At 27.2% G+C, this 13,554-nt stretch carries 13 protein-coding genes and 1 riboswitch; of the genes, 11 read left to right on the forward strand and 2 right to left on the reverse strand.

All coding sequences use genetic code 11. The features are described from left to right. Positions 1-51: 51 nt before the first annotated feature. From aroB to mog, 6 genes are read left to right on the forward strand one after another with little or no spacing between them, the layout of a single operon-like run. Positions 52-1,086: a 3-dehydroquinate synthase gene (gene aroB, locus AFAEC_RS05270; protein WP_026807012.1), complete on the forward strand. Its 1,035-nt coding sequence runs from the start codon at positions 52-54 to the stop codon at positions 1,084-1,086. Further along, positions 1,087-2,745, forward strand: coding sequence for a mechanosensitive ion channel domain-containing protein (locus AFAEC_RS05275; protein WP_026807011.1), 1,659 nt, complete (start codon positions 1,087-1,089; stop codon positions 2,743-2,745). Positions 2,746-2,761: 16 nt separating this feature from the next. Beyond that, complete coding sequence (gene mtaB, locus AFAEC_RS05280; RefSeq protein WP_026807010.1) at positions 2,762-4,030, forward strand: tRNA (N(6)-L-threonylcarbamoyladenosine(37)-C(2))-methylthiotransferase MtaB; 1,269 nt, start codon at positions 2,762-2,764, stop codon at positions 4,028-4,030. Next, positions 4,011-5,474 carry an AAA family ATPase gene (locus tag AFAEC_RS05285; RefSeq protein ID WP_026807009.1) on the forward strand — a complete coding sequence of 488 codons (1,464 nt, stop codon included), beginning with the start codon at positions 4,011-4,013 and terminating at the stop codon, positions 5,472-5,474. The genes mtaB and AFAEC_RS05285 overlap by 20 nt, the downstream gene beginning before the upstream one ends. Next, entirely contained in the window at positions 5,464-5,979 is a 516-nt protein-coding gene (gene bioV / locus AFAEC_RS05290) for a pimelyl-ACP methyl ester esterase BioV (protein WP_026807008.1), read from the forward strand. Before AFAEC_RS05285 ends, bioV begins: the two co-directional genes overlap by 11 nt. Next, positions 5,976-6,503: a molybdopterin adenylyltransferase gene (gene mog, locus AFAEC_RS05295; protein ID WP_026807007.1), complete on the forward strand. Its 528-nt coding sequence runs from the start codon at positions 5,976-5,978 to the stop codon at positions 6,501-6,503. The genes bioV and mog overlap by 4 nt, the downstream gene beginning before the upstream one ends. A 15-nt stretch (positions 6,504-6,518) precedes the next feature. Here the strand turns inward: mog and ribB are convergent, their stop codons facing one another. Both ribB and AFAEC_RS05305 read right to left on the reverse strand, forming a co-directional pair. Continuing rightward, positions 6,519-7,148, reverse strand: coding sequence for a 3,4-dihydroxy-2-butanone-4-phosphate synthase (gene ribB / locus AFAEC_RS05300; RefSeq protein WP_026807006.1), 630 nt, complete (start codon positions 7,146-7,148; stop codon positions 6,519-6,521). A 75-nt stretch (positions 7,149-7,223) separates the two neighbouring features. Then, a riboswitch (FMN riboswitch) is annotated at positions 7,224-7,368 on the reverse strand. A 34-nt stretch (positions 7,369-7,402) separates the two neighbouring features. Continuing rightward, the gene (locus tag AFAEC_RS05305) at positions 7,403-7,675 is read right to left on the reverse strand and encodes a DUF2798 domain-containing protein (protein WP_034216910.1); all 273 of its coding nucleotides are present in this window, start codon (positions 7,673-7,675) and stop codon (positions 7,403-7,405) included. Between the two features lie 238 nt (positions 7,676-7,913). Between AFAEC_RS05305 and AFAEC_RS05310 the strand changes: the two genes are divergently transcribed. The 5 genes from AFAEC_RS05310 (at position 7,914) to AFAEC_RS05330 (ending at position 13,504) form a co-directional block, all read left to right on the forward strand. Then, complete coding sequence (locus tag AFAEC_RS05310; RefSeq protein WP_034216907.1) at positions 7,914-8,348, forward strand: SRPBCC domain-containing protein; 435 nt, start codon at positions 7,914-7,916, stop codon at positions 8,346-8,348. Positions 8,349-8,357: 9 nt separating this feature from the next. Continuing rightward, the gene (locus AFAEC_RS05315; RefSeq protein WP_081754554.1) at positions 8,358-9,377 is read left to right on the forward strand and encodes a GNAT family N-acetyltransferase; all 1,020 of its coding nucleotides are present in this window, start codon (positions 8,358-8,360) and stop codon (positions 9,375-9,377) included. Between the two features lie 198 nt (positions 9,378-9,575). Beyond that, the gene (locus AFAEC_RS05320) at positions 9,576-10,058 is read left to right on the forward strand and encodes an RNA polymerase sigma factor (RefSeq protein WP_026807003.1); all 483 of its coding nucleotides are present in this window, start codon (positions 9,576-9,578) and stop codon (positions 10,056-10,058) included. Next, positions 10,055-10,990 carry a FecR family protein gene (locus AFAEC_RS05325; RefSeq protein WP_026807002.1) on the forward strand — a complete coding sequence of 312 codons (936 nt, stop codon included), beginning with the start codon at positions 10,055-10,057 and terminating at the stop codon, positions 10,988-10,990. The genes AFAEC_RS05320 and AFAEC_RS05325 overlap by 4 nt, the downstream gene beginning before the upstream one ends. 165 nt (positions 10,991-11,155) lie before the next feature. Beyond that, a complete protein-coding gene (locus tag AFAEC_RS05330) occupies positions 11,156-13,504 on the forward strand; it encodes a TonB-dependent siderophore receptor (RefSeq protein ID WP_026807001.1) in 2,349 nt (782 codons plus the stop codon). Positions 13,505-13,554 lie beyond the last annotated feature (50 nt).

A 13,554-nucleotide genomic window follows, 5' to 3' on the forward strand; every position in this document is an offset into this window, starting at 1 on the left:
ACTTTTAGCTATTATCCAATAAATTTAATAAAACTTTTTTGGATATAAGAAATGACTGTAAAAATAGACCTCTCAAATGAAAACTCATATGAAATTTATATAGATAAGCTTCAAAGTTTAAGCTTTGATAGAAAAGTTGTTGTTGTAACAAACCCTACTATTTCAGGGTTTCATTTAGATTATTTAAAATCTAAATTGAGTGCAAAAGAGCTCAGTTTTTGTATTATTCCTGATGGTGAAGAGTACAAAAATATGCAAACTTTAGAAGAGATTTTAGAGTCATGTTTCTTGGCAAAACTTGATAGGAAATCTTTGCTTGTTGCTTTTGGTGGAGGAGTTATAGGTGATATGACTGGATTTGCTGCTTCAATTTATCAAAGAGGAATTGATTTTATTCAAATTCCAACAACTCTACTTTCTCAAGTTGATGCTAGTGTTGGTGGGAAAACAGGAATAAATAATAAATTTGGTAAAAATTTAATAGGAAGTTTCCATCAACCAAAAGCTGTATATATTGATTCTAGTTTCTTAAAAACTCTTCCAAAAAGAGAGTTTGGAGCTGGAGTTGCTGAAATTATAAAAATGGCTGTTTGTTTTAATAATGAGTTTTTTATTTGGCTTGAAAATAATGATTTAAGAGAAGAAAAAAATATAGATATTGCTATACAAAAATCAGTTGAGACAAAAGCTTATGTTGTAAGTATTGATGAAAAAGAGCAAGGGCTTAGAGCGGCACTTAATTATGGACATACTTTTGGACATGTAATAGAAAATCTTACAAATTATAAAACTTATCTTCATGGAGAAGCAGTTGGAATTGGAATGTGTATGGCAAATGCTTTAGCTGTTAAACTCGGATTTATGACTAAACAAGATGAACAAAGAGTTAAAAATTTGTTAGAAAAATATGATATCCCAACAACTTATAAAATAACTGATATTGAAGATTTTTATGAACACTTTTTACTAGATAAAAAATCAAGTAATAGTAAAATAAAGTTCATAGTACCATTAGGTATAGGGGATTGTAAAATTACTGATGAGATTAAAAAAGATGATGTATGCGAAATTTTAAAAGGATTTTAATTGATTAAAAAAGTTCTACTTTTAATATTTGTTAGTTTTTTATTTTTGAATGCTGCAAATAAAGTTGAAAAAAAAGATGAAGTTATTAGTGAACAAAAAGCTTTAGAGAGTAGTTCTGAAATAGAAAATATTGTTGAAGCAAATATTTTAAATGAGAAAATCAATAAAATAGAACTTAGTTTGAAAGATAATATTTTATTGAAAAGATATTCGAACTATTTATCTTATGGAAAAATTTCTACGGAACTTGATAATTTAAAGGATAGTTTAAAAAGAAAAAATAATTTAAGGGAAGAGGAGAGTTTTCAACTTTCAAATAAAATAAGAGTAAAAGAAAACGAGCTTGAGTTAATTGCAGAGTATAAAGGTTCTGCTATTGGTTCTTTAATGAACCCTCCTGAAATAGAGAAAGTTGAAAATATTACAAACCCATTTGGAATAATAAATGCTTTATCAAATATAAAAAAACTAGAAAATAATAAAAAACAGTTTTCAAGTGTTGAAGCTGATATTGTCTTTTTGACAGAAAAGTTAGAAGAAGAGTTAATTAGTTATACAAAGTTATATGAAATTGAGCCTAAAAATGAGTATAAAGAGAAGATTACTTATCTTGAAAAACAAAAAAAAGATTTTGAGATAGTTTTAGATATTGTAACTACAACACAAGAGGTTTATAGTAGAAAAATAGAGCAAGTTATTTTGGAAATAAAAAGCCAAATAACTCAACAAGTTCAAAAAATGTTGGCTATTTTTATAATAATACTTACTATGTTTGCTATTTCATTTTTGGTTAAATTAGCACTTAAAAAATATTTTTCACAAAATGAAAACTATTATATGGTAAATAAAATCATCAATTTTACTTTAGTATTTTTGATTTTAATGGTTCTTCTTTTCTCATATATTGACAATGTTTCGTACCTTGTAACAATTCTTGGATTTGCATCTGCTGGTATTGCGATTGCTTTAAAAGATTGGTTTATGTCACTTTTTGGTTGGATGGTTATTGTAACTTCTGGGTTTATTCAAGTTGGAGATAGAATTAGAGTTACAAAAGGGGATGTTGAAACTGTTGGAGATGTTTTAGATATATCACTATTTAAAATTACTATAAAAGAAGATGTAACTATGGTCTCTTATATGAAAAATAGAAGAGCTGGAAGAATTTTCTTTGTTCCAAATAACTATATTTTTTCTGAGCTTATTGCAAATTATAGCCACTCTGAGTTAAAAACAGTTTGGGATGGAATAGATATTACTTTAACATTTGATTCAAACTTTAAAAAAGCTCAAAAAATAATTCGTGAAATTTTAAAACATTACTCAAAAGGTTATAGTGATATTACAAGAAAACAGCTATCAAAAATGAGAAATAAGTACCAACTAAGGGCAACAGGAGTAGAACCAAGAGTATTTACTTTAATAGAGCCATATGGAGTTGTAGTTTCTGGTTGGTATCTTACAAACTCTTTTGCTGCTTTAGTTTTAAGAAGTACAATTTGTGCTGAAATAATTGAAGCTTTGATGAAAGAAGAAGATATTCATATAGCTTATCCAACTCAACAAATAAATATAAATAAGACTTCAAACGCTTATGGACCATCAAGAGCTATGCCAAAAGAGGAAGTTGATATTGAAGATATCATTACAAAAAGATAATTAGGATAGATAATTTATGAATTTTAGTATAGATAAACCAAAGGTATTTTTTAAAACTTTTGGTTGTAGAACAAATATTTTTGATACACAAGTTATGATGAGTAATTTAAAAGATTTTGAAGTAACACAAGATGAAAAAGATGCTTCTATTGTAGTAATTAACTCTTGTACTGTAACAAATAGTGCAGATACAACAGCAAGAAGCTATATAAATGGTTTAAAAAAACTTTCAAATTCACCAAAAGTAATTTTTACAGGATGTGGAACAAGAACAAAGGGTGAAAAGCTTTTTGGTGAGTCAAAAATAGATGGACTTTTTGGTTCGAGTGAAAAAGAGAATATAAATGAACTTCTAAAGTTAGATGAGAAGTTTTTTAAATTAGGAGATTTAAAAAGTCTTGATAAAACTGTTGTAGAAGAGTTTGTAGGAAAGAGTAGGGCATTTATAAAAATACAAGAGGGGTGTGATTTTAGATGTTCGTACTGTATTATTCCTCATGTAAGAGGAGATGCTAGAAGTTATGAAGAGAGTGTTATTTTAAATCAGGTTAAAACTTTAGCACAAAATGGATTTAGTGAATTTATTTTAACAGGTACAAATGTAGGAAGTTATGGTAAAAAAATGCACACTTCTTTAGCAAAACTTCTTAAAAAAATGGCACAAATAAAAGGTGTGAAGAGAATTAGAATGGGGAGTATTGAACCTATACAAATTGATGATGAATTTAAAGAGCTTATAAATGAGCCTTTTATGGCAAAACATCTACATATTGCACTTCAACACACTTCAAAAGATATGTTAAGAATAATGAATAGAAGAAATAAAGTTTTAAGTGATTTAGAACTTTTCGAATTTTTAAGTAGTAATGGTTATGCTTTAGGAACAGATTTTATTGTAGGTCATCCAGGAGAGACTCCTCAACTTTGGCAAGAAGCTATGAACAATTTACATAATTTTCCACTTACTCATATTCATGCTTTTACATATTCAAAAAGAGATGGAACACCAAGTGCAACAATGAAAGATATTGTAAAAGGTGATATAGCAAAAGATAGATATATTGAACTTGTGGAGATAATAAAGCAAAAAAATTATGAGTTTAGAAAGAAAAATAAAACAAAACTTGAAGTTTTAGTAGAGCAAGAGAAAAATGGAAAGTATTTAGGTTTTGATCAGTTTTTTAATCAAATTGAAATAACAAGTTCAGAAGATTTGGTTGGAGATTGGTTAAATTTAGATGATTATAAAGTAGGGATAACAAAAAATGAAGCAAGATTTAAATAGCAAAAGTATTGATAAAAACTTTAAGCTGATGATTATTTCAGCTTTAGTATTGGTTATTTTATTTATTTATACAATTTATAAAAGTAAAACTGTAATTGAAGGAACAACTTATTATTTAGGGATTGGTTTTTTATTTGTTCTTTTGATTTTAGCTTTTGTTTTAAAATTAAAGCAAGAGAAGATTAGAAAACTTATAAATAAAGATGGTATTAATAGTTTTGATACTGAATTAGCAAAAAGCTCTTCAAAAGTTTCTAAAAATGAGTTAGATTCTACTATTTTACCAGTAAAATCGAATATTAGTTTTAAAGATGTTGCTGGAATAAAAGAGATTAAAGAGGAGCTTGAAGAGATTGTTGAGTTTTTAAATAACCCTTCAATTTTTCAGAAATTTAATGTGAAACTTCCAAAAGGTGTCCTTTTAGTAGGTCCTCCAGGTGTTGGAAAAACTTTGATTGCAAGAGCAGTTGCAGGTGAAGCCCAAGTTCCATTTTTTTATCAAAGTGGAGCTAGTTTTGTTCATATTTATGTTGGAATGGGGGCAAAAAAGGTTCGAGAGTTATTTAATAGTGCAAAGTTAAATGCCCCTTCAATAGTTTTTATAGATGAAATTGATGCTATTGGAAAAGCAAGAAGTGGAAAATCAAATGATGAAAGAGAGTCTACTTTAAATGAACTTCTTACTCAAATGGATGGATTTGAAGGTGATAGTGGAGTTATTGTAATTGCTGCAACAAATAAAATAGAGGTTTTAGATGATGCTCTTTTAAGAGCAGGAAGATTTGATAGAAGATTGTATGTAGGATTACCAAATATAGAAGATAGAAAAAAGATTTTAGAACTATATTTAAAAGATAAAAATCATAATATAAATATAGAAAAATTGGCTATTACTACAGCTGGTTTTAACTCGGCTAGTTTATCAACTCTTGTAAATGAGGCTCTTTTATATATGATTAAAAATAGAAAATCAACTCTTGATGAAAGTGATATGGAAGTTGCAAAAAATAAACTTGAATTTGGGAAAAAACAGCATAAAATACTTGATATGGAGCAAAAAGAGATTTTAGCTATCTATCAATCTTGTAAGGCATATATCTCAAAAGTAAAAGTAAATCTTCTTGATGATAGTGTGAGTAAAATAAATAAGGTATTTCTATCATATAATGAAATGTTAGAGAATATAAAAAGAGAACTTGCAGGAAATGTAGGACTTGAATTAATTAAAAAAGAGAAGTTTGCAATAGGTGAAGATGCTATAAAAAGAGCTGAAAATATTGCTCTTGAAATGGTAGAAAAATATAAAATGGCAACAAGTGTTGATGAGATAATTTTTAGTGTAAAAGAGAGTTTAAAACTAGAGTTTTCTCAAAATATTGAAGAGATAAATAGATTAAAAGAGTTAATGTTAAAAAATGAGGTTATAAATAAAGATGACTTGTAACAACTTTTTTAGTGGTTTTTGTTTTTCAAATGAGTGTGAACTTTTTTTAGATTATTTAGAAAAAAATGATTTTACAATAAGTGGTTTTTCTTATGGAGCTATAAAGGCTATTCAAAAAGCCTTAAAAAGTGAAACTAGAGTTGATAAACTTCAACTCTTTTCACCTGCTTTTTTTCAAACTAAAGATGAAAAATTTAAAAAAATGCAACTAATGTTTTTTAAAAAAGATGAAGAACAATATATAAAAAACTTTTTAGGAAATGTAAAATCACCTATATATAAAGATATAGATAAATATTTTCAAAAAGGTAATATTGAAGAGTTAAAAGAGCTTTTAGAGTTTGTTTGGAGTAAAGATGATTTAAAAAAACTTAACTCTAAAGGTGTAAAAATAGAGGTTTTTTTAGGTGCAAAAGATTTGATAATTGACTCAAATGAAGCAAAAGATTTTTTTAAAGATTTTGCAACGGTTTACTATTTTAAAGATAAAGGACACTTACTGTGATAGCAAAAATTGGAATTGTAACAACAAGTGATAGAGCAAGTGCTGGAATATATGAAGATTTATCTGGTCGAGCGATAATTGATACTTTAAAAGATTATTTAAAATCTTCTTTTGAACCAGTTTATAGATGTATTAGTGATGATAAAGATACTATTGAAGATACTTTAAAAGATTTAATTGATAATGAAAAGTGTTGTTTAGTGGTAACTACTGGTGGAACAGGTCCAGCACTTAGAGATGTAACTCCAGAAGCAACTGAAGCTGTATGTGATAGAATGATGCCAGGTTTTGGAGAACTTATGAGAAGTGTAAGTTTACAATATGTTCCAACTGCGATTTTATCAAGACAAACAGCAGGACTTAGAGGAACTTCTTTAATAGTAAATCTTCCAGGTAAACCAAAATCAATAAGGGAGTGTCTTGATGCAGTTTTTCCTGCTATTCCATATTGTATAGATTTGATGGAAGGTCCATATTTAGAGACAAATGAAGAAGTTATAAAAGCTTTTAGACCAAAAAAATAAGAAGTTTTAAGCTTCTTATTTCTCATTTTTTAATCTATATTCAATAATCTCTTCTATACTTATAATTGGCATTGAATATTTTTTTGCAAAATCTATTATTTGTTCACCTTTTGCCATTGTTCCATCTTCATTTGTTATCTCACATAAAACTGCATTTGGTTCTAAGTTTGCTAACTTCATCATATCAATACTAGCTTCTGTATGCCCATTTCTTTCTAAAACTCCACCATCTTTTGCACATAATGGAAATATATGACCTGGAGAAATTATATGGTTTATTCCATCTTTTTTTAGTGCTGATTTTATAGTTGTTACTCTATCTTTTGCACTAACTCCAGTTGTTATATCTTCTTTTGCTTCGATTGAGATTGTAAAAGGTGTTTGAAATCTTGAGTTATTAGATTGTACCATCATAGGAAGATTTAACTCTTTTACTTTTTGAGAAGTTAAACATAAGCATACAATTCCACTACATTCTCTTATAAGTAGTGCCATTTGCTCATTTGTGATTGTATTTGCATGAAAGATAATATCTGCTTCATTTTCTCTACTTTTATCATCAGTGATAATAATACCAGTTCCATTTTGAAGTGCTTTTATAGCATTTGCTATATTTTTTTGTGAATTTGACATTTGTTGATTCATAGTTTTCCTTTTTTTATAAAGTAAACTTATTGAATCAGGGCAATAAACCTAATTTTTTTAACAAATAATAAAGTTTAATCTTCTCTTTCATCCAGACTATAACTGTTGGTTTTGGATTCTCACCAAATCTGCTTGTCCCTTATAATTTTATAAGGCGCTCGTGGACTTCTATAAAATAGTTACCACCAGTAAGGAATTTCACCTTGCCCTGAGAAAATAAATTTGTGAAATTGTAACTAAGACTTTCTTAATTATTATTCACTTTTTATTAAACTGTTTGTTAATTTTCTTACAATTGGAAGAATAATTAATAAAACAGGAAAAGCAATCAACCATGATATTACCCATGAACTCATCCATAAAGTTATTAATGTTTCTTGAAAACCAATTACTCTAATTGTACTTATAAAAGATACAATAAGCGTCATCAATGATGATAAAATAAAAGGCATAATAACTGCACTTGATTTTGTAGGAAATTTTGGAATTCCGAATAAGATTGTTTGTTTTTTGAGATTTTTACTCATAATAGTACCCTTTTCTACACTAAACAGCTTCAAAACGCTAATCTATATTTTATAGTTAAATATCTGGAGTTCTGTCCAGTGTACTATATTTAATTTAGCGCATTGATTGACGTTAATGCTCACGGCCACTCTAAATGAGTTTGCGATGGAATTCTATTTGATACTATCTTAAATTTAAATAAAAATAGTTAATTTAGCAAATACTTGTTAAAATCTTTGAAATCTAATAGGACAAAATATGTTTACAAATGAGATAGAGACCTCTATAAAAATATCTTCAACAGCAAATAAAATATGGAAAGAACTTACAAATTTTGATGAATATAAAAATTGGAATCCATCTATTATTGATATTAGTGGAGAGTTGGGAAAAAATAAAACTATAAAAATAGTAGTAAAAATAGATGAAAAAACTATGATTTTTAAACCAATAGTTTTAGAATGTGAAGAAAACAAAGAACTAAGATGGCTTGGAAAACTTCTATTTAGTGGAATATTTGATGGAGAACATTATTTCTTAATAAAAGAGAATAGTGATGGAATTTCTACATTTGTTCAAGGTGAAAAATTTAGTGGAATTTTAATACCTTTTTTTGGGAAGATGATTTTAAAGACAAAAAAAGGTTTTGAAGCTATGAATGAAGAGTTAAGAAAAAGAGTTGAAAGAGTTTGAGAGTTTAAAATGAAAGAGTTTTTAGAAGAGACAGAAATAATTGACTTTAAAAATAAAGAGGTTTTTAATCTTGCAAAAAAGTTGGCAAAAAATTGTAAAACAGATGAAGAGATAGCAAAAAACTGTTTTTTGTATGTGAGAGATAATATTCATCATAGTGGAGATTTTAAAGATGAAATTACAACTTATAAAGCAAGTGATGTTTTAAAATATAAAACTGGTTGGTGTTATGCAAAATCTCATCTTTTGGCAGCACTTTTAAGAGCAAACGGTATTCCAACTGGATTTTGTTATCAAAGATTATCTTGCAGTGAATATAAAAAAGATATTTATTGTTTACATGGATTAAATGCAATTTATTTAAAAGAATTTGGTTGGTATAAAGTTGATGCAAGAGGAAATAAAAAAGGTGTGAATGCACAGTTTAATCCACCTTTTGAACAACTTGCTTTTAAACTAGAAAAAGATGAGTTTGATTTACCAAATATTTATTCTAAACCTTTAGATGTTGTCATTGAAGCTTTGAAAAAAAATAAAACTTATGACGAAATGATGGATGTTTTTCCTGATATTTCATTTTTGATAGTTAATTATGATAAAAAATATTTAAAACAGATAGTTGAACTATTTACAAATACAGTTCATAATATAAATAAAAAAGATTACACAAAAAAGCAGTTAAATGCTTGGGCAAATCCAAATTTTGATTTAGAGATTTGGGAAAAAAGATTTGAAAAATCAAAACCTTATTTATCTATTTTAGAAGATGAAGTTGTAGGATTTTGTGAGTATTATGATGGATATATCGATTGTTTTTATGTTCATTTTAAATATCAAAATTGTGGTATAGGAAAATTACTTTTAAATCATATTTTTGAACTTGCAAAAAATGAAAATATAGACAAAATCAAAGTTGATACAAGTATCACTGCTAAACCATTTTTTGAAAAGTTTGGATTTATAGAAGTTAAAAAAAATCTAGTGCTAAGAGAAAATATTGAGTTAATAAATTTTAGTATGGAAAAATGATAAATTTACTTTACATTTATAGCTAAATATTTCATAATGATAAGTAAATTTATCATTATGAGTTTAAATAGAGTTTAAAACTAAACAAAACTTTGGAATTCCTACTTTAGATGAGTTATAAAAGTAAAATTATTTTAATATAAGCACAATTTTAATTATGATACTATTTCTCAAAATATTTTAAAGGGCTATTTTTTAATGGTGCAATATTATCAAGAATTAGTATATTATGTACAAAAAATGATAGGGGATAAGGATAAAGCTAAAGATATAGTACAAGAGTCTTATAGCAGAATGTTAGATGTAAGTATAGCTACTCCAATAGAAAATGAGAGAGCTTTTTTGTATAAATTAGCAAGAAATATTGTTTTTGATTTATCAAGAAAAGAGAAACATTCAGCTTCAATCGAATATGAAGAAGAGAGTTATAGTATCCCTAAAAATCAACAACCAGAAGAGCTACTTTTAGAAGAAAATCAACAAGAGTTATTATTACAAATATTAGACACAATTCCTCCCAAAAATGCACAAGCATTTATTTTACATATTTTTGAAGGTTTAAGTAGAAAAGAGATAGCTTTAAAAATGGGAATAAGTGTAGCTGCAGTTGAAAAACACATTATTCGTGCAAGTGAAAAAATAAAAGAGAAGTTAGATAGTATTGAAGGAAATAATTTATGAAAAATATTGATGAACAAGCTATATCTTGGCTTATAAAAGAGAAAGAGGGATTAAGCCAAATTGAAAAAGAGCAGTTAGAATATTGGCTAGAAGAGAATCCTTCTCATAAAAAATCTTATGATACAAATAAACTTTTAAGACAAAGATTTTCAAATTTATCAAATAGTACAAAAGAAAAATTACTAGAAAAGGCAAATAAAGGGGCAAAAAAAACTAAATTTATTGAAAGAACTAAAAAGTTTACTATTGCTGCTTCTATTTTTCTCTGTATTAGTTTTGGAGCAGATTATTATTTTGTTCCAGTTTATTCACAAAATTTTGTTTCAGCTCAACAGCTACAAAACACTCTTACTCTTCCTGATAACTCAAAAATAGTTTTAGATGTACATTCAAACTTAAATATAAACTACTATAAAGGTAGTAGAAATGTAGATTTTATAGATGGAAGAGCAGTTTTTTATGTAGCAAAAGATAAAGAAAGACCATTTATCATAAAAACAAAAGATGCAAAAATTGAAGTAGTAGGAACAGCTTTTGAAGTTTCAAATTTTGATGATAATTTAAGTGTAACAGTAAAAGAGGGAACTGTAAGAGTATCTTTTGATAGAAAAGTTACTTATCTAAATCAAGGGGATAAAATATTTGTAGATAAAAATAAAGAGCTAAAATTTGCAAAAACTGAACTTGAAAATATAGCAAGTTGGGAGAAAGGTTTTTTAGTATTTGATAAAACATCTTTAAAAGATAGTTTAAAAGAGTTTTCAAGATATGAAGATATAAATATAGAATATGACAATTCTAAAGTAGCTCAAATACCAATTACAGGTAAGTTTTCAACAAATGATTTTGATAAATTTTTATTGGCTTTACCAAAAATATACTCTATAACAGTTGATAAAAATCAAAATAGTTTGAAGTTTTCAAAGAAATAATAGAAAATTAAATTGTTTAAAAGAATACAATAAAATAGAATTCTTATTCCAATATTTAAAAAAATTAAAAATTTTTTGAAAAAAAGTGTCTGATTTTTTTTACTCAAACGTCTTATTAGCAAAAGAATGGTTACGATAATCGTTCTTAATATTTAAGGAGAAAAAATGACTAAATTTAAATCGTCACTAATTGCTCCAGCATTAGCAATACTATTAAGTACAAGTTTAAATGCAGAGCAATTTTCAGTTTCAAATCTATCTTTAAAAGAAGCAATAGAGGAAATAAGTAAAAAATCAAATATGCCATATATGGTAGATGGAAAACTACTAGATGGTAAAAAAGCACCAAATATTAAAAATATAGAAGGTGTACAAAATGCTCTAAATGAAATTTTAAAAGGTACAAATCTAAAAGCAGATATTGAAGATGGGACAATTTTAATAAAAGAGGTGCCTTCTGTAAAAGTTTTAAGCAATGGAACTTATGTTTTAGATGATGTTTCTGTAAATAGTAAAAGTAGTAAAAATGGAAGTGCAGAATCTGGATATTTAGTAGAAGATATAACTGGTGTTGGAATTTGGGGGCAAAGAAGCCTACAAGACACTCCATACTCTATGACTGTAATTTCTCAAGAACTTATAGAAAATGTACAAGCTAATGATATGGCTCCTATTTTTAAGATGAATCCAATCACACAAGATGGTGGAGACCAGCCATCAGGTAATTATAATACAGTTATTCGTGGATTTTCTTCAAATAACGCAGTTGTAAATGGTATGCCTTTAGCTGATTTTTATAGTTTTACAACTATGGAAGATTTAGAAAGAGTTGAAACTATAAGTGGAGCAACTGGATTTTTATATGGTGGTGGAAGAGTTGGAGGAGCAGTTAATTATGTAATGAAAAAACCAACTTTAGAAGATAAAAGAAGTATAAAAATAGGAAACTATGGAGGAGAACAATATTATGGACATATTGACTTAAGTGGACAAATAGATGAAAAAAAAGTTTTTGGATATAGAATAAATGCCCTATATCAAGATGGTGATAGTGTAGAAAATGTAGGAAAAGAACAAAAATTTGTAAGTTTAGCATTTGACTATAAACCAACAGATAATTTTACTATGGATTTAAACTATGCTCATAGAGATTTGAAAAGAACAAATCAAAAACTTCCTTTTACTGTAAGTTCAAATACTGCTCGTCCAAAGCTTGATGTAAGTAAAAATTATTCACCAGATTATGTATCAAGTGAAGAAAAAAATGATAGAGTGATGACAAGTTTAAAATGGGATATAAATGATATTTTTACTCTTAGAAGTTCACTTCTTTATGAAACAACAGATAGAGAAATTACTGGTGATGCATTTGCTTATACAAGAACAGATGGTTTATATAATGCTTTACTTTATCGTTTTCCAAAAGGTGGGCAAGGATTTGATAGTTATGCGGGAAATGTTTATTTAGATAGTAAATTTGAAACTTTTGGAGTAAATCATCTTTTAACTACAGGTTATTCTGAAACTTATATGAAATATAAAAGAGATAGAAATTGGTATGTTGGTGACTATTGGATAATTGGAAAAACATTAGATGAAATAAAAAATACTATTATTCCAGCAAATCCAAATCCACATGGAGGAAGATTAGCTCATTGGAAAACACAGTATAAAAATGTTTTAATTGGTGATGATATAGTATTTAATGACCAATGGAGTACTTTAGTTGGAGTAAATTATGCAACTGCAATAAGTACAAGTTATGATAATGGAGTAAAAGATTCAAAATATGATAAATCAGAATTAACACCAACTTTATCTTTGATGTATAAACCTTTTGAAGATTTAACAACTTATGTAACTTATATAGAAAGTTTAGAAGCAGGAGAACCTGTAGGAGAGGATTATAAAAATGAAGGTGAAATTTTAGATCCATATAAAAGTAAACAATATGAAGTTGGAGCAAAATATAGCTTAAATGAGAATATTTTATTAACTAGTGCTTTATTTAGAATTGAAAAATCAAATTCTTATGAAGTTGATACAATACCAAAACCAACATTAACTCAAGATGGTAAACAAATCCATCAAGGAATTGAGCTTACAGCAACTGGAAAAGTTACAGATAATCTAACTATTTTTGGTGGTGGAACTTTGATGGATATCAAAGTTGAAAAAGCAGATAATCCTGCAATTGAAGGTAAAAAGCCGACAAATGCAGCAACTAAAATGGCAAAACTTTATGCAGAGTATAATATACCTATGATTAAAGGATTAACTGTAACTGGTGGAGCATATTACACTGGTGAGAAATATGGAAATAGACTTAATACTGATAAAATCGCAAGTTATACTTTATATGATGCAGGACTTAGATATAAAACTAAGTTAGATAAATATCCAACAACATTTTTAATAAATGTATCAAATCTAACTGGAAAAGATTATTGGGCTAATAATAATTTCTTAGGAGACCCAAGAAGTGTTGCATTTTCAATGAAAATGGAGTTTTAATTAAAAAATAAAGAGAGTTTTCTCTCTTTATTATAGATTTAAGTATGGGT

Origin of the sequence: Aliarcobacter faecis, assembly GCF_013201705.1 — a bacterium.
Classification (GTDB): Bacteria; Campylobacterota; Campylobacteria; order Campylobacterales; family Arcobacteraceae; genus Aliarcobacter; species Aliarcobacter faecis.